Source organism: Rhizobium sp. AP16, from assembly GCF_000281735.1.
Lineage (GTDB): Bacteria > Pseudomonadota > Alphaproteobacteria > Rhizobiales > Rhizobiaceae > Rhizobium > Rhizobium rhizogenes.
This window is the reverse complement of record NZ_AJVM01000071.1, coordinates 47,195-62,056: the sequence shown is the minus strand read 5'-3', so window position 1 is coordinate 62,056 and position 14,862 is coordinate 47,195. Positions and strand designations below refer to the sequence as shown.

General features: G+C 60.5%; 19 protein-coding genes. 13 read left to right on the top strand and 6 right to left on the bottom strand.

The window, feature by feature from the left end:
- Positions 1-40: 40 nt before the first annotated feature.
- A complete protein-coding gene (locus PMI03_RS24025) occupies positions 41-823 on the bottom strand; it encodes an SDR family NAD(P)-dependent oxidoreductase (protein ID WP_007699513.1) in 783 nt (260 codons plus the stop codon).
- Positions 824-984: 161 nt separating this feature from the next.
- Between PMI03_RS24025 and PMI03_RS24020 the strand changes: the two genes are divergently transcribed.
- Positions 985-1,881: an AraC family transcriptional regulator gene (locus PMI03_RS24020; protein WP_007699511.1), complete on the top strand. Its 897-nt coding sequence runs from the start codon at positions 985-987 to the stop codon at positions 1,879-1,881.
- Between the two features lie 4 nt (positions 1,882-1,885).
- Here the strand turns inward: PMI03_RS24020 and PMI03_RS24015 are convergent, their stop codons facing one another.
- Positions 1,886-2,734, bottom strand: a complete 849-nt coding sequence (locus tag PMI03_RS24015) for a metallophosphoesterase (protein ID WP_007699510.1) — start codon at positions 2,732-2,734, stop codon at positions 1,886-1,888.
- A gap of 101 nt (positions 2,735-2,835) precedes the next feature.
- Positions 2,836-3,438 (bottom strand): superoxide dismutase, encoded by a 603-nt coding sequence (locus tag PMI03_RS24010; protein ID WP_007699507.1) that lies wholly within the window; start codon positions 3,436-3,438, stop codon positions 2,836-2,838.
- Between the two features lie 368 nt (positions 3,439-3,806).
- Between PMI03_RS24010 and PMI03_RS24005 the strand changes: the two genes are divergently transcribed.
- From PMI03_RS24005 to PMI03_RS23970, 8 genes are all read left to right on the top strand, one after another.
- Positions 3,807-4,013: a cold-shock protein gene (locus PMI03_RS24005; RefSeq protein WP_007699502.1), complete on the top strand. Its 207-nt coding sequence runs from the start codon at positions 3,807-3,809 to the stop codon at positions 4,011-4,013.
- A 197-nt stretch (positions 4,014-4,210) separates the two neighbouring features.
- Positions 4,211-4,426 (top strand): hypothetical protein, encoded by a 216-nt coding sequence (locus tag PMI03_RS24000; RefSeq protein ID WP_012651133.1) that lies wholly within the window; start codon positions 4,211-4,213, stop codon positions 4,424-4,426.
- 147 nt (positions 4,427-4,573) lie between these two features.
- Positions 4,574-5,014 (top strand): hypothetical protein, encoded by a 441-nt coding sequence (locus PMI03_RS23995; RefSeq protein WP_234786707.1) that lies wholly within the window; start codon positions 4,574-4,576, stop codon positions 5,012-5,014.
- Positions 5,015-5,028: 14 nt separating this feature from the next.
- On the top strand, positions 5,029-5,280 hold the full coding sequence (locus tag PMI03_RS23990; RefSeq protein ID WP_007699497.1) for a BON domain-containing protein: 252 nt from the start codon (positions 5,029-5,031) through the stop codon (positions 5,278-5,280).
- A gap of 48 nt (positions 5,281-5,328) precedes the next feature.
- Complete coding sequence (locus PMI03_RS23985; RefSeq protein ID WP_007699494.1) at positions 5,329-5,979, top strand: aspartate/glutamate racemase family protein; 651 nt, start codon at positions 5,329-5,331, stop codon at positions 5,977-5,979.
- Between the two features lie 103 nt (positions 5,980-6,082).
- Positions 6,083-6,895, top strand: a complete 813-nt coding sequence (locus PMI03_RS23980; protein WP_007699490.1) for a helix-turn-helix domain-containing protein — start codon at positions 6,083-6,085, stop codon at positions 6,893-6,895.
- A gap of 109 nt (positions 6,896-7,004) precedes the next feature.
- Positions 7,005-7,697: a YbhB/YbcL family Raf kinase inhibitor-like protein gene (locus PMI03_RS23975; protein WP_007699486.1), complete on the top strand. Its 693-nt coding sequence runs from the start codon at positions 7,005-7,007 to the stop codon at positions 7,695-7,697.
- Positions 7,694-8,923 (top strand): MFS transporter, encoded by a 1,230-nt coding sequence (locus PMI03_RS23970; RefSeq protein ID WP_007699483.1) that lies wholly within the window; start codon positions 7,694-7,696, stop codon positions 8,921-8,923. Before PMI03_RS23975 ends, PMI03_RS23970 begins: the two co-directional genes overlap by 4 nt.
- Positions 8,924-8,929: 6 nt before the next feature.
- On the opposite strand, the gene PMI03_RS23965 is transcribed toward PMI03_RS23970, so the two are convergent.
- Together PMI03_RS23965 and PMI03_RS31375 are read right to left on the bottom strand one after the other, a co-directional pair.
- Positions 8,930-9,181 (bottom strand): DUF1488 domain-containing protein, encoded by a 252-nt coding sequence (locus PMI03_RS23965; protein ID WP_007699480.1) that lies wholly within the window; start codon positions 9,179-9,181, stop codon positions 8,930-8,932.
- Positions 9,182-9,252: 71 nt separating this feature from the next.
- A complete protein-coding gene (locus PMI03_RS31375) occupies positions 9,253-9,375 on the bottom strand; it encodes a hypothetical protein (protein WP_007699477.1) in 123 nt (40 codons plus the stop codon).
- Between the two features lie 158 nt (positions 9,376-9,533).
- Here PMI03_RS31375 and PMI03_RS23960 point away from each other — a divergent pair, with 158 nt between their 5' ends.
- The gene (locus PMI03_RS23960; RefSeq protein ID WP_007699475.1) at positions 9,534-10,070 is read left to right on the top strand and encodes a GNAT family N-acetyltransferase; all 537 of its coding nucleotides are present in this window, start codon (positions 9,534-9,536) and stop codon (positions 10,068-10,070) included.
- Between the two features lie 24 nt (positions 10,071-10,094).
- Here PMI03_RS23960 and PMI03_RS23955 read toward each other — a convergent pair whose 3' ends face one another.
- Entirely contained in the window at positions 10,095-10,982 is an 888-nt protein-coding gene (locus tag PMI03_RS23955; RefSeq protein ID WP_007699470.1) for a branched-chain amino acid aminotransferase, read from the bottom strand.
- A gap of 207 nt (positions 10,983-11,189) precedes the next feature.
- On the opposite strand from PMI03_RS23955, the gene PMI03_RS23950 reads away from it, so the two are divergent.
- The 3 genes from PMI03_RS23950 (at position 11,190) to zwf (ending at position 14,844) form a co-directional block, all read left to right on the top strand.
- Positions 11,190-12,230 carry a zinc-dependent alcohol dehydrogenase family protein gene (locus PMI03_RS23950; protein WP_007699468.1) on the top strand — a complete coding sequence of 347 codons (1,041 nt, stop codon included), beginning with the start codon at positions 11,190-11,192 and terminating at the stop codon, positions 12,228-12,230.
- A gap of 54 nt (positions 12,231-12,284) precedes the next feature.
- Complete coding sequence (tam, locus tag PMI03_RS23945) at positions 12,285-13,055, top strand: trans-aconitate 2-methyltransferase (RefSeq protein WP_007699465.1); 771 nt, start codon at positions 12,285-12,287, stop codon at positions 13,053-13,055.
- A 268-nt stretch (positions 13,056-13,323) separates the two neighbouring features.
- The gene (zwf, locus tag PMI03_RS23940) at positions 13,324-14,844 is read left to right on the top strand and encodes a glucose-6-phosphate dehydrogenase (RefSeq protein WP_007699451.1); all 1,521 of its coding nucleotides are present in this window, start codon (positions 13,324-13,326) and stop codon (positions 14,842-14,844) included.
- Positions 14,845-14,862 lie beyond the last annotated feature (18 nt).

Genomic DNA, 14,862 nt, shown 5'->3' with positions numbered 1-14,862 from the left:
GGGGCTGACGACGCCGGCGGGCCGGTCGGCGCGCTCCTATTTAAAGCATCATGCCGCCGGACACTTCGATCCGCTGACCATTGATCCAGCGATTATCCTCCGACAGGAGCGAAGCGATCATCGGGCCGATGTCATCGGGCAGGCCAACGCGGCCGAGCGCCGTCATGGAGGCGACGAACTTGTTCACCTCGGGATTGTCGCGCACCATGCCACCACTGAAATCGGTCGCGATCGCTCCCGGCGCCACGGTGTTGACGGCGATGCCCCGCGTGCCCAGTTCCTTGGCGAGATACCGCGAGAGAACTTCGACCGCACCCTTCATCGCCGCATAGGCCGACGAGCCTGGATTGCTGAAGCGGGCAAGGCCGGAGGAAATGTTGACAATGCGACCGCCATCCGCAATCACGGGCAGCAGCTTCTGCGTCAGAAAATAGACGCCTTTGAAATGGACATTATAGAGCTTGTCGAGCTCGGCTTCCGTCGTTTCCGTGAAGGATGCGTGATAGGATGTGCCGGCATTATTGACGAGAAAATCGAACCGATCCCGACCCCATTCCTGTCGCAAAACCCGTCCAACCTCGGAGACGAACACATCAAAGGAGCTGACGTCGCCGGCATCGAGTTGCAGTGCCACGGCCTTCGGTCCGAGCGCCTCGATCTCGCCAACCGCGCTTTCCGCTTCTACCCGATTTGAATGGTAGGTGATGATGCTATCGACACCGCGATGGGCGAGATGGACGGCCGTGTTGCGACCGAGACCACGACTGCCGCCTGTGATGATTGCGATCTTTGCCTTTGATTTATCGATATTTTCAGTCGTCATTGCCGTTCTCCAGGGAATGCTTGATGGCGTAAACCTACGTCCGTTGCCCCATCTCCTTGAATGCCGGAACTGTCGAATTTCTTGCCTATTCCTCCAGCCGCCTTGCCGGCCGACGTTACACTGCTATGATGATGACTTCGCCCCTGCCCTGGAGACCACCGATGTCGTCAACCCTTAAAGACGCGCTCACACACTTCATCGAAAGCAGTGATGGCGGCGACAACGGGGTCTTTTGGACCGGCATCGATGGCTTTTGCGTCATGCGCTCGAGCGAGCCGAAGATGCCGCATAAGATGATCTACAGGCCGGCGCTCTGCGTCATCGTCCAGGGTGCGAAGCAACTGATGCTGCACGACAGGGTGATCGACTATGCCGAGATGCAGGCCCTCATCATCAGCATCGAGCTGCCCGCGGCCGGCCGGGTGATCGAGGCAAGCCCGGAAAAGCCCTATATCGCCATCTCGCTCGAATTCGATGTCGGCATGATGCGCGAGGTGATGGAGCAACTCGACGTGCCGCCGAAGCCGACGGGCGGTGCAGGTCTCGGCATCTTCGTCGAGGACCTCAGCCAGCCGCTCGCCGATTGCCTGGTGCGATTGACCGGGCTGCTCGCGACCCCGAGGGCTATTCCGGTGCTCCATCCGGCAATCATGCGGGAAATCTGTTTCTGGCTGCTCACCGGCCCCAACGGGGGCGAAGTCTGCAAGCTGGTGTTGCCGGACAGCCAGACGCGCCGCATTGCCGACGCCATCCGCCTGCTGCGCGACAATTTCGCCGAGCCGGTACGCATCGAGCAGCTTGCCGCCGCCGCGCGCATGAGCCCCTCCTCGTTCCATCAGCATTTCAAGACACTGACCTCGATGACACCACTGCAATATCAAAAGCAGATGCGGCTGCTCGAAGCCCGCCGCCTGATGGTTGCCGGCAGCGCCAACGTGGAGAATGCCGCCTACCGGGTCGGCTATGAAAGCGCCTCGCAATTCAGCCGCGAATACACCCGCATGTTCGGCGCGCCGCCGAAACGGGACGTAGCGGAGATGCGGGTGGCGGCGGAATGAGACGCTAGTGCAAGGCCAGAACCCTGCTCTCCTCACGCCCGAAGCCGATGATCTCCAGCCGATCCTCGTAGACCGTGACGATCGCATAGGCGCTGTTGTCTTCGGTATCGACCATGCCTTTGAAATTGACGAAATACGTCCCGTCGGCGACGCCAAAATTGCCAGCATGGTTGTGGCCGTTGAGATAGGCGATGACGTGATCATGTTCGGCGAACAGCGCCAGCAGGCGTTCGCTATCGAGCGCGTTGTGCGAATTCTCCGGGAAAACCGGATAGTGGTTCATGACCACGACTTTCTCGCCCGCGGCCTTCGCCTCGTTCAGCTTCGTGGCGAGCCAGGCATATTGCGTGTCACTGATAGCGCCATTCCAGCGGTGCGAATTCGGCGCTCCGGCGTCATTCAGCGCCCTCATCAAAGCCTTGGCCTCATCGCGACGCGGGTCACCTTCCGGTGAAGCAAACAGGCTGATCTCGTTGCCGTCGAGAGCAATGAAGCGATAGCCGGCTCGGGCGAAGTCATAATAGGCCGACGACAGCCCGACGCGGTTTGCGACCTTCGCCAAATGCTCTGGCGCGACCGCAAAATCGTGATTGCCGAGCAGGAAATGCCGCTCATGCCGAAGGCTCTCGTAGACAGGGAGAATCTCTTCGAAACTCTCCCAATGACGGTCGATGATATCCCCGAGCGTCACGACGAAGGCGAGGTCGTGCCGATTGAATTCCGCAATAGCCTCTTCGAGCTTCGTAAGGCTTTTCGCCGGATAGCGATCGAGCTCGATATTGGGCTCGAGGGCGGCATATTGCGGATCGGCAACGACGCCGAAACGGAAGAGCGGAGCGGACGGAGACGACATGCAGCCTCCTTGGGCTGATGAGTTGATAACCGGACAATAGATATGAAAACACCCGACGCTTGGACAGCGCCGGGTGTGAAAGCAAGCCGAAACGGCAAAGCTTACTTCGTGGCGGCTTCGTAGCGCTCCAGGACGTAGTCCCAATTGATCAGGCTATCGATGAAGGCCTCGAGGTACTTCGGGCGCAGGTTGCGGTAGTCGATGTAGTAGGAGTGTTCCCAGACGTCGACGCCGAGGATCGGGGTCGCACCATGAACCAGCGGGTTTTCGCCGTTCGGGGTCTTGGAGATTTCGAGCTTGCCGTTCTTGACGGAAACCCAGGCCCAGCCGGAGCCGAACTGGGTGGCGCCGGCAGCAGCGAAATCGGCCTTGAACTTGTCATAGCCGCCGAGATCGGAAGCGAAGGCAGCTTCGAGCTTGCCTGGCAGCTTGTTGCCGCCGCCGCCCTTCTTCATCCACTTCCAGAAATGGACGTGGTTGTAATGCTGGGCAGCATTGTTGAAGAGGCCAGCATTGGTGCCGAAGGACTTCTTCACGATCTCTTCGAGCGAGAGATCGGACAGGCCTGCTTCAGCAGCGAGCTTGTTGCCGTTGTCGACATAGGCCTTGTGATGCTTGTCGTGGTGATACTCGAGAGTCTCACGCGACATGAAGGGGGAAAGAGCATCGTAATCGTAGGGAAGTTCAGGCAATTCGAAAGCCATGGTCATATCTCCTCTTGGCAATTGATTGCGTCGGCAGGTGACCCGGAACATAGGAGGGGACGAAGTGAAGGGCAACCGGCGACATGCCAAAAAATCGCGGGCTGGAGGAAAATTTACCCGTCTTTCAACCAGATACCACTTGTATTGCTCATCACTCAAATTGGGTGTCAAACTGCCCAATCGTCTTCTCACCCAAGACTGGTCTTAATTAAACCTTAATCAGCCTGTAGTTGTCCTTCTATCGTCTTGGGCAGTTTGGCTTATCGCAGCGTCAGAGGTTCTCGACCCGCCGATCTCCTCAACCGTATGGTCCTGAATATGCTGGGCACGTTTGCCTGCATCGACCATGCCAAGCCCAAGGAGACAGCATGTTCAATGGCATCGTCAAGAATTTCGACCTGGAAAAGGGCTACGGCTTCATTCAGCCGACCGACGGCAGCGTCGCTATTTTCGTTCACGCGAAAATAGTGGTGAAATCCGGCTTGGAGACGCTCAAAAAGGGTCAGAAGCTGATCTTCGAAATCGAGCAGGACGGCATGGGCCGCAGCTCGATCTCCAAGCTCAGATTGGCCTGATTGGAACGGAATGCGGCGCTGACCACGGATGTACTGGCAGCCCGCGATCACCCGATTGACAATCAAGCCGGAATGTTCGGCAAGCGGCATCTTGGCCGTCTTGCCGAACATACATTTCCCGATAGACGACATTTGCGCGCGAGCGCCATGATAACAGGGCCGTTGCAACAGACAGGGCCGGAAAGACGTAGCGCACCGTGGCCATTCACCGTTTCCCCATCGGCGAGACCGTTCGACTGAAGAGCCTGAAAGGCCTTTCCCCGAAGGCGGCGGAGGTTTACCGGATCACGGCCTATCTTCCAGCGAGGGACAACTCCCCGCAATATCGGATGCGCAACGACGAAGTCGCCCAGGAACGGGTGACACAGGAAATCGATATAGAATCGATCGCCCCTGCGGCAAAAGCCGAATAGATCGCACCGTCGCAGCAGTCGCGCGCAGTAATAGCATTTGAGGCCTCTGTTTAGACGGTGGCGCGCGCGAAACCGTGCGCCGGTCTGACAGACCGGCGACAATCGTCGCGCTGAGTTCCGAGGCCATCAACTATGCCGGAAGGATTGATGATGCCCGCCGATACTGCCAGCGAGACCAGCAGCAATGACGGCCCGGTTGGCCTCATTCCATTCTTCGAAAGCCGTTCGTCCCGCCATATCAGGGACACATCCCTCCTGGATAGTAAGGTGCCGCTCTTTGAAAACGATGAGTGGCTGATCGACGATTTCGGTATCCGGGCGAAGATGCCAGTGGGCACCTTCAAGATTCCCGCCAGCCGCCTCGGCGAATTGACGACATCCGCGGCGGGCGCCTTCCTGTTTTGGCCGACGCATATGGCACAAGAAAACTGGACCAGGATCAATCTGTTTATCGAAGCCTATAGGCAAGCCTTGAAGCTCCACAAGGGACGATACGGACCACAAATTCCAGACGAGCTGCTTGACAGCAGCTTAAGCGCCGCGATGGCGATAGCCGCGGATAAAACACGAAAGACAACCACTAGCTGAGGAAATCAGACTCCATGACACCCTCATTCTCTGCCAAAGTGCCCCGCCCCAACGCACCTGAAACGATCGACCTCGAATTCGCGGTGGAAAACGCGCTGGCCATCGCCGAAGATATCGACGGCCCGGATGTTTTCGTAACTGCGGACGGTCCCAAGATCGTTCTCAGCGGCTGGCTTGCAACGGAAGAAGAGATCGATCGCGCCGGCAAAATCGCCGCCACGATCTGCGGCATCGCACGCGTCGACAATCAGATCGTCAGAGGCTAGGCTCGGTGAACCGCCGCCTTGTCGGGTGGCTTCAGCGAGACCAGCTCCGTGAAAATTGCCTGCCTGCACACTGCCGAAAGCAACATTCCCATCTATGAGGACGCTGCCAGGGAGCTTGGCCTTCCTGCTGGCGCCCTCCATCATCATGTCCGCGCCGACCTTCTCCTGACCGCCGAACGGCTAGGAGGTTTGACGGCCGATATCACGACGGAAACGGCTGATGTCCTGCTCCACCTCGCACAGGAGGCCGATGCCGTCGTGCTCAACTGCTCCACCCTTGGCCCGGCGGCATTGCTGGCGGCCGGGAAGTCGCCGGTTCCCGTTATCAGAGCCGACGGTATCCTAGCCGAAAGAGCGGTGAAGGCGGGCGGCAAAGTCATTGTCCTTTGCACCGTCGAAACGACCATCGACCCCAGCACACGACTATTCGAAGAGGCCGCAAAGGCAACCGGTGCCGTCATCGACGTGCGGTTGATCGAGGGCGCCTGGGCGCTGTTCCGGGCCGGCGAACAGGAGGCTTATCTGATGTCGATCGCTGCAGCGGTCGACGCAGCGCAGCGCGAGGGGGCGAAGACGGTCGCCTTCGCACAGGCGTCGATGACCGGAGCGCTACGGCTGCTGACCGGAAACGCTGCCCCGCCGATGACCGGCCCGCTCGTTGCGCTGGAAGCGGCTATGGCAGCGGTTGCCACGAACTGAAAACTGGAGCCGAGAGAACCGACAAGGCGCTTTGCGGGCTTGGCATCACCATTGGCGTGGTCCAGACTATCGCCCTAGTCGACATCAGCAGGACGCCGTCGCCATGCCCGAAGCCCATCAGATATTGGAGAAGCTGCGCCGCCTGGCGGGGAAAGACAATCGGCCTGCCGTAATGCCGGCTGATGGAAAAAGCTATTCCACCCTCTTCACCTTCGTCACCCGGCAGCGCGAGCGTATCGCCGGCTCGGCCTTTGCCCATGTCTCGATCGTCGTTCTCATAGAGGGCTACAAGGAGGTGCTGAGCATGGGGCGGCATCTGCGTTTGCCGGCCGGTACGGTGCTGGTACTGCCCGCCGGCTGGCGCGGCGATGTCGTCAACGATCCCGATCCGCAGAGCGGCGTCTATCGCGCCATCTTCATCAGCTTTCCCGACGAGCTCGTGCGCCGCGCCATCAGGGCGTTTCCGCCTGCGCGCACGGCTTCGCAGATCGACCTGCCGCTCGATCCGGTGCTGGCTGCAGCCATCCATCATGCCGGCGACGGCATTGCCTCCGGTCAGCTGCCGGCGGAACTGATCGAGCACCGCCTGATGGAGGTGCTGATGGTGCTCGGCATGCGCGGCGCCCTGCCCGCTTCGCCTGAAACGACGGCGGAGGCTGTGCGCGCATTGGTGCGCTGGCAGCCGGACCGCGCCTGGACCGCCGACCTCATTGCCGTCGAACTCGGCACCAGTAATGCGACGCTGCGCCGGCGTCTGTCGCGCGAAGGTTCATCGTTGCGCGACGTGCTGGCAAGCGAACGTGTGGCGCTCGCGACCACATTGCTGGCCGAAGACGGACTGTCGCTGCGCGAGGCAGCCCTTGCCACCGGCTATCGCTCCCCTCGCCGCTTCGCCGAGCGGCTGCGCAGCACTTGAGCGTTTCCGGCTTCACTTTGAGCGTTTACGTACGCAAGCGTACCGGAACGATCTGTTAGACCCTGCCCCATGAAAGCTCGAAAGGGCTGAAACGCGAAAGGGCAAGACCATGCGACATACTCCCCATCTCCTCGGCGCAATCGCTATCGCAGCGGCGGTCACCACCGGCTCACCGGCCTTTGCCGCTGATCTCAAGGTCAAGTTTGAAAAGAGCGATGGCCGCATGCTGCTGCCGGAAAACGCCTCGTGTATCGCAACCCCAAACAGCAAATCGGCGCAGGGACCGAACAAGAGCGTGGCTTTGTCTTGGTCGAAAGGGCCGAAGGGCACACGCTCCTATGCGCTGACCATGGTGGATCCCGATGTGCCCAGCGATTTCTCGTTGTTCAACAAGGACGACACGATCATCCCCAGGAACTTCAAGCGGATGGAATTCGTCCATTGGGTACTCGCCGATATACCGGCTTCTCTCACCAGCCTTCCCGAAGGCGCCGATGGCGATAATTCGCCGGCGGCCGGGCTGCCGCTCGAGCGCACGGACCACGGCCGGCGCGGACAGAACGGCGCTGGCGGCGGCTCCTTGAAGAATGGGCCGCATGGGGGCTATATGGGCGCGTGCCCGCCCTGGAACGACGAGCGTATTCACGGCTATCACGTCACCGTCTATGCACTCGATGTCGACCGCCTCAATCTTCCCGATCTCTTCACCCGCGCAGACCTGCTTGCCGCGGCAAAGGGGCATATCCTGGCGTCGGGCAACCAGGAATTATTGTATACGTTGAATGCAAAGGCCAGAAAATGACAGAGACAAGATGGGAGGCAGCCGCGCCGGCTGAACCGGAAACCGCTTATTGGATGCGGAATCTGATCATCTGCCTCGTCGGCTCCTTCACCACCATCGTGGCGATGACGCTGCTGCTTCCCTTCCTGCCGCTTTATGTCGAGGAGCTCGGCGTCACCGACAAGGCCGCGATCGTGCAATGGTCCGGCATTGCCTATGGCGCCACCTTCTTTGCCGCCGCTTTCGTCGCGCCGCTCTGGGGCCGGCTCGGCGATATCTATGGCCGGAAATTGATGCTGGTGCGCGCCAGCCTCGGCATGACGGTGGCGATCTCGCTGATGGGCATGGCGGGCAGCGTCTGGCAATTGGTGGCACTGCGCCTGTTCACCGGCCTTGCCGGCGGCTATGCCTCGGGCTCGATGGTGCTGGTGGCGACGCAGACACCGAAGCTTCGCTCGGCCTGGGCACTCGGAGTATTGTCCTCCGGGATCATGGCCGGCAATCTGGTCGGGCCTCTGATCGGCGGCGCATTGCCGCCCATCATCGGCATTCGCGGCACCTTTCTGCTGGCTGGCAGCGTGATCTTCTTCACCTTCCTGGCGACCACCTTCCTCATCAAGGAAGAGAAATCGCCGGCGCGGAAAAAGGCCGCCAAGGCGAGTGGCGGCTGGGCTTCCATCCCCGACAAACGACCTGCTATCGCCATGTTGTCGATCGGCCTGCTGCTGATGCTCGCCAATATGTCGATCGAGCCGATTATCACCGTCTATGTCGCCCAGTTCGTCGAGAATGCGCATGTCACGATGATTTCTGGCGTGGTCATGGCTGCGGCGGCACTTGGCAGTATTATGTCGGCCTCATGGCTCGGCAAACTGGCTGACCGCATCGGCCATTGGACTGTCATCATGACGGCTCTCGCGGTCGCGGCGCTGCTGCTGATCCCGCAGGCTTTCGTGACATCAGCCTGGCAATTGATCGCGCTGCGCTTCCTGATGGGTATCGCGCTCGGTGGACTGCTGCCCTGCATCACCGCCGTCATCCGCCACAATGTACCGGATGCGGCGGCCGGCAGCATCCTCGGCCTTTCGATCTCGTCGCAATATGTCGGTCAGGTGGTTGGCCCGGTCATGGGCGGCTTCGTCGGCGGCCATATCGGCATGCGCGCCGTCTTCCTCGGCACCTGCGTGCTGCTGGCGATCGGCGCAGTCTATTGCTGGTGGGTCAGCCCGAGGAAAGAGGCGGAATAGTTCTCCTCAGCGAAAGTCATTCGGCGTCAGGATGTACATGCGCCGGCGGGCATAGCCATAGGCTTTCATGGCCACCTGCTGGATCGCATCACGTCCCGCATCGAAGGCGGCAAGATAGCCTGCCTCGGTGTTGGCCTCTGGAAAGACATCGGCTTCGACCAGAAATGGAACCTCGAACATGCCATCATGCCCGATAAAACGGATACGCCGCGCCGAGGCATCGTAACTGCGGCTCCGATTGGGAAAGCTCAAGCTCATCGTCGACTACCTTTAAACAAGAATGGACCCGGCGGCCTCATAAAGGCCGGCGGTTTCAATTGCTTCCGACATCACCACGTCAATCCGAACAGCATCGAATAGATGACGAACCCGATCGCCGCGATGACACAGAGCTGCAAAAACAGCCTGTAGTAGTCGAAAAGATAGACAGAAGCAGGAAGAGAGATTTTCATGGCGGCCTCCTTAGTGGTTTTGCCGACCAACTCCATAATAGCACAAAAGCAATTGCCGTGGGAGAATTCGCTACATTTTCTTGTACTGCGAATTATTCTTCCGCATCCCGACGTCTATTCTTATCTTTACGGATATCGATAAATCAGGAGGAACAACCGTGCTTCCGACCTTTGAAACCGGCCGCCTGATCCTGCGTCCGCGTACCATGGCCGATATCGAGGAATGCATGGCCATGGATCGCGATCCGGAGGTGACGAAATTCATTCCCGGCCCATGGAATGATCCGGAAGCACACAGGCTGTTCCTGGCAAACCGCATTCAGGCGGACTTTGGTGAGGGCCTCGGCTATTGGTCCGTCTTTGCCAAGGACAATCCAGAACAGTTTTTGGGATGGATTTTGCTCATACCCGCCGATGCGGTTGGGCCAGAGATCGAGATCGGCTGGCGGCTGAACAGGCTCACCTGGGGCAAGGGCCATGCGACGGAAGCTGCAAAGCCGGTCCTCGCCCATGCCTTTACAACACTCGGCCTCGAATGCGTGATCGCCGATATCGCGCCGGGCAACACGGCTTCCATCCGCGTTGCAGAAAAGCTCGGCCTGTCGCCGACGCGCGCAACCGAATATCTCGGCCAATCCTTCGCATCCTACCGGATCACGAAGCAAACCTTCAAAGCCAATTCGAAGGCATCGTGATCCGAAGACTGCGTGCAGTATTCCTTATTCTTCGCTGATACTCCGCCCAAAGGCCCAGTCCATGTAAAGCTCCAGCGCCTTGCGGGCGATCGGGCCTTGCTGGAATTCGCGGCTATCGAGGCGGGTGACGCCGACGACCTTGGAGAAGTTGCCGCTGGTGAAGATCTCGTCGGCGGCCATGAACTGTTCGACCGACAGTGTTTCCTCGCGCACCTCGAATCCTTCCTGGCGCAACAGGCCGATGACGCGGGCGCGGGTAATTCCGGCGAGGAAGGTACGGTTGGCGACCGGCGTGTAGACGATACCGTCCTTGACCATGAAGACGTTGGACGAAGCGGTCTCGGCGACATTGCCGTTCATGTCGCATGCAAGCGCATTGTCGAAGCCGCGCTTCCTGGCTTCCAGGATCATCCGGCCGCTGTTTGGGTAGAGCGAGCCGGCCTTGGCATCGGTCATCGCGGTTTCGGGCGACGGACGGCGGAAAGGCGAAACGGTCAGCGAAATGCCACCCTGGCCGCCCAGCGGCGCCTCAAACAGGCAAAGTGCGAAGCGGGTCGATTCCCCATCGACAGCAACAACGCTGCCCGCCGTACCATGTTCGCCCCAATACATCGGCTTGATATAGAGCGGTGTCTTGCCGTCGAATTTCTTGATGCCTTCCCAAGCGAGTGCCTCGATCTCCTCCGGCGTCTTTACCGGCTTCAATCCCATGGCGAGCGCCGAGCGATTGATGCGCTGGCAATGAAGGTCGAGATCGGGCGCGATGCCGTCGAACCAGCGCGCACCATCGAAGACGGTCGAAGCCAGCCACATGGCATGCGAGGTCGGCCCGATCAGCGGCGGATTGCCGGGGAGCCATTCTCCATCGACATGGGTCCAGGTGGTGGTGCGGGGGGATGTATCGACGGCCATGATGATTTCCTCGTGAAAGCGGCAAAAGGAAATCCCTGCGCAACCTGGGGGTCAAGCGGAATTTTCAACCCGAAATCCATTCGCAACAAAGCGCCGGATGATGCTTTCCGTGCGCAATTTTCATGCGCCGAAACAACAGCTTGACGAATGGGTCGATCAGGAAAAATGATGAGCCAAAGCAAACGCGGCGAGCTATAGGGGATACCCATGAAAGCTATGTATTATGAGGCCTTCGAGGCCACCCCCGAGATCCGTACCCTCTCCGACCCCACACCCAGCGAAGATGGCGTCGTCATCGCCGTCGGCGCAAGCGGACTTTGCCGCAGCGACTGGCACGGCTGGATGGGCCACGACCCCGATATCAAGCTGCCGCATGTGCCCGGCCATGAGCTGGCCGGTAAGGTGGTGGCGACCGGCCGTGGTGTTGTCCGCTTCAAGGTCGGCGACCGTGTCACCGTGCCGTTCGTCTCCGGCTGCGGCCATTGCGCCGAATGCCATTCCGGCAACCAGCAGGTCTGCCCCAGCCAGTTCCAGCCCGGCTTCACCCATTGGGGGTCCTTCGCCGAATATGTGGCGATCGACTATGCCGATACCAATCTCGTGCATCTGCCGGAGACGGTCGACGATGCCACGGCGGCAAGCCTCGGCTGCCGTTTCGCCACCTCGTTTCGCGCCGTTGCCGATCAGGCGAAAACACGGCCGGGCGAATGGATCGCCGTGCATGGCTGCGGCGGCGTCGGCCTGTCCGCGATCATGATCGCCAGCGCGCTCGGGGCGAATGCCATCGCCATCGATATTTCCGATGAGAAGCTGGCTTTCGCCCGCGAATGCGGTGCCGTCGCGACCATCAATGCCGCCAGTGTTGCCGATGTCGCGGAAGCCGTGCGCGAGATCACCAAGGGCGGCGCGCATGTGTCGATCGACGCGCTCGGCCATCCCGTCACCTGCTTCAACTCGATCAAGAACCTCCGCCGCCGCGGCCGGCATGTGCAGGTCGGCCTGATGCTCGGCGACTATGCGACGCCGCAGATCCCGATGGCGCAGGTGATCGGCCACGAGCTGGAAATCTACGGCAGCCACGGCATGCAGGCGTGGCGCTACGACGCCATGCTCGACATGCTCGCCGCCGGCAAGATCACCCCGCAAAAGCTGATCGGCCGCAGGATCAGCCTGGAGGAGGCCGTGCCGGCACTGATGACGCTGGACAAGGCCGAGGGTACGGGAATCAGCGTGATTACACGATTCTGATATATCCCGGTGCTACGCCGGGATGAAGCAAAGTCCATCTGAGAGGATACCATCATGGCGTGGTCTGCCGGCCAATATGTAAAGTTCGAGGATGAGCGCACGCGCCCGGCGCGCGACCTGCTGGCGCAGGTGCCGCTCACGCGCATCGACCGTGCCATCGATCTCGGCTGCGGACCCGGCAATTCAACCGAACTGATCGTCGAGCGTTATGGCGTGGCCGGTGTCTCCGGCCTCGACAGCGACGACAACATGCTGGAGGCGGCCCGCGCCCGCATGCCCGGCACGGACTTCGTCAAGGCCGATCTTGCGACATGGCTGCCGGACGAACCCGTCGACCTGCTGTTCGCCAACGCCGTCTTCCAGTGGCTGCCCAATCATCTCGAGATTTTCGACCGGTTGATGGACGGGCTGAAATCCGGCGGCGTACTCGCCATCCAGATGCCGGACAACCTGACCGAACCCAGCCACCTGATGATGGAAGAGACCGCGAAAAACGGCCCCTGGAGCGACGCCTTCGCGAAGAAAAGCGTCCGCCGCAATCCCCTGCCCGCGCCGTCGGTCTATTATAACAGGCTGATCGGCAAGTCGGCCCGCATCGACCTCTGGCACACCAACTACAATCACGCGCTGGAAAACGCCGCCGCCATCGTCGAATGGGTCAAGGCCACGGGCCTGCGCCCCTATCTCGATCATGCCGGTGCCGAACATCGTGATGCCTTCACGGCCGATTATCTCGCGCGCATCGAAAAGGCCTATCCGCCGCTCACGGACGGCAAGGTCCTGCTGCGGTTTCCGCGGCTGTTTCTGGTGGCGGTGAAGAAGTAAGCCGCCGCCGAGATCCACAAAGACAGGCTGGCGGCGATCCATCGACAACCGACGCCAGCCCGCGCTACAGCGCCGTGCGTCACATGTGACGCGCAAAGGTCGCTGTAGCACTTCAAATCTGCCGCATAATTTTATCCTTAGATCGATTCCGATCTAAGGAATTATGCAGTAGAACATGCGCAGCCAAAGCAAAAACTGCAACAGGTCCGAGGAGATACCCCATGTCGTCCAGAAACCCGATGTTCATCCGCTTTGCCGAGGTACACGCATGAGCGGCCCGGATGTTGCACCGGCTCCGCCGTTGACCTTCGTGATCTTCGGCGCCACCGGCGATCTGACGCGGCGGCTGCTGATCCCGACCCTCATCAACATGTCGCGCAGCGGGCTGGTGGGCGACGACCTGCATATCCTTGGCATCGGCATCGAACCTGGCGGCGTCGATATGCTGCTGGAGCGGCTGGATTCGTTTCTCGCGACATCGGGCGACATGCAGGAACCAGAACGGCAGGAGGCGTGGCAGAGCCTGCGCAAGCGCATTGCCTATATCTCCGGCGACTTCACCCAGAACGCCGTCTATGATGAGATCAGCAAATACCTGTCGCAGGCGCCGAGCGCCAATGCGGCCTTTTATCTCGCCGTGCCTCCGCGCTTCTTCGGCGATGTCGCCGAAAAGCTCTCTGCCAACGGCCTTATGAACGAAACGGCTGGCGCCTTCCGCCGGATCGCGATCGAAAAGCCTTTCGGCCACGACCTCGCCTCGGCTCGCGAGCTGAACGCCCGGCTGCTCAGCCACGCCAACGAAAACCAGATCTATCGCATCGACCATTTCCTCGGCAAGGAAACCGTCCAGAACATCATGACGACGCGCTTCGCCAACATGATGATCGAGGCGCTGTGGAACAACAACTATATCGATCACGTCCAGATCACCGCGGCGGAACTGGTCGATGTCGGCACGCGCGGCAAATTCTACGATTCGACCGGCGCGTTGCGTGACATGGTGCCGAACCACCTCTTCCAGCTTCTGGCCATGGTGGCGATGGAGCCGCCGAACAATTTCGACGCCGAGTCGATCCGCAATGAAAAAGGCAAACTTCTAAAGGCCTTGCGCATCTATTCGCCGGAAGATGCTGCCAAGAACGGCGTGCGCGGCGCCTATACGGCCGGCCCTCTCGCCGGCAAGGATCTGCCCGCCTACACCGGGACGGCCGATGTCGCGCCCGACAGCAGCACCGAGACCTTCGTGGCGCTCAAACTGCTCGTCGATACCTGGCGCTGGGCCGGCGTTCCCTTCTACCTTCGCACCGGCAAGGCGCTGAAGGCACGCGACACCGAGATCGTCATCACCTTCCGGCAGGTGCCCTTCGCGCAATTCCCGCGCCCGGCCTCGCGCCCGCAGCTGCCGCCGAACCGGCTGATCATCCAGGTGCAGCCGGACGAAGGGCTGGACATGGAAATCTCGATCAAAGCGCCCGGCCTCGTGCTGAAGACCGTGCCGATCTCGCTCGATTTCCGCTACGCCGACCGCTTCGACATCGGCAAGCAGACCGGCTACGAGAGCCTGTTCTACGAACTCTTCGTCGGCGACCAGACCCTGTTCCAGCGCGCCGACGGCATCGAAGCCGGCTGGGCGGCGGTACAGCCCTTCCTCGACCTCTGGGCCGAGGGCGGGAAGCCCGATCCTTACGCGCCCGGCAGCATGGGACCGGCCTGTGCCGACGACCTCATCCAGCGCGACGGCCGCGCCTGGCATCAGCCGGATGAGAAGCCGGAGGGCAAGAAGGTCTGAGTTAGCGAGGCCAGCTCC

What these genes read in the sequence shown, in the direction of transcription:
- PMI03_RS24025 (WP_007699513.1), bottom strand. Translation starts at nt 823, where the DNA reads ATGACGACTGAAAATATCGATAAATCAAAGGCAAAGATCGCAATCATC.
- PMI03_RS24020 (WP_007699511.1), top strand. Translation starts at nt 985, where the DNA reads ATGTCGTCAACCCTTAAAGACGCGCTCACACACTTCATCGAAAGCAGT.
- PMI03_RS24015 (WP_007699510.1), bottom strand. Translation starts at nt 2,734, where the DNA reads ATGTCGTCTCCGTCCGCTCCGCTCTTCCGTTTCGGCGTCGTTGCCGAT.
- PMI03_RS24010 (WP_007699507.1), bottom strand. Translation starts at nt 3,438, where the DNA reads ATGGCTTTCGAATTGCCTGAACTTCCCTACGATTACGATGCTCTTTCC.
- PMI03_RS24005 (WP_007699502.1), top strand. Translation starts at nt 3,807, where the DNA reads ATGTTCAATGGCATCGTCAAGAATTTCGACCTGGAAAAGGGCTACGGC.
- PMI03_RS23995 (WP_234786707.1), top strand. Translation starts at nt 4,574, where the DNA reads ATGATGCCCGCCGATACTGCCAGCGAGACCAGCAGCAATGACGGCCCG.
- PMI03_RS23990 (WP_007699497.1), top strand. Translation starts at nt 5,029, where the DNA reads ATGACACCCTCATTCTCTGCCAAAGTGCCCCGCCCCAACGCACCTGAA.
- PMI03_RS23980 (WP_007699490.1), top strand. Translation starts at nt 6,083, where the DNA reads ATGCCCGAAGCCCATCAGATATTGGAGAAGCTGCGCCGCCTGGCGGGG.
- PMI03_RS23975 (WP_007699486.1), top strand. Translation starts at nt 7,005, where the DNA reads ATGCGACATACTCCCCATCTCCTCGGCGCAATCGCTATCGCAGCGGCG.
- PMI03_RS23970 (WP_007699483.1), top strand. Translation starts at nt 7,694, where the DNA reads ATGACAGAGACAAGATGGGAGGCAGCCGCGCCGGCTGAACCGGAAACC.
- PMI03_RS23965 (WP_007699480.1), bottom strand. Translation starts at nt 9,181, where the DNA reads ATGAGCTTGAGCTTTCCCAATCGGAGCCGCAGTTACGATGCCTCGGCG.
- PMI03_RS31375 (WP_007699477.1), bottom strand. Translation starts at nt 9,375, where the DNA reads ATGAAAATCTCTCTTCCTGCTTCTGTCTATCTTTTCGACTACTACAGG.
- PMI03_RS23955 (WP_007699470.1), bottom strand. Translation starts at nt 10,982, where the DNA reads ATGGCCGTCGATACATCCCCCCGCACCACCACCTGGACCCATGTCGAT.
- PMI03_RS23950 (WP_007699468.1), top strand. Translation starts at nt 11,190, where the DNA reads ATGAAAGCTATGTATTATGAGGCCTTCGAGGCCACCCCCGAGATCCGT.
- tam (WP_007699465.1), top strand. Translation starts at nt 12,285, where the DNA reads ATGGCGTGGTCTGCCGGCCAATATGTAAAGTTCGAGGATGAGCGCACG.
- zwf (WP_007699451.1), top strand. Translation starts at nt 13,324, where the DNA reads ATGAGCGGCCCGGATGTTGCACCGGCTCCGCCGTTGACCTTCGTGATC.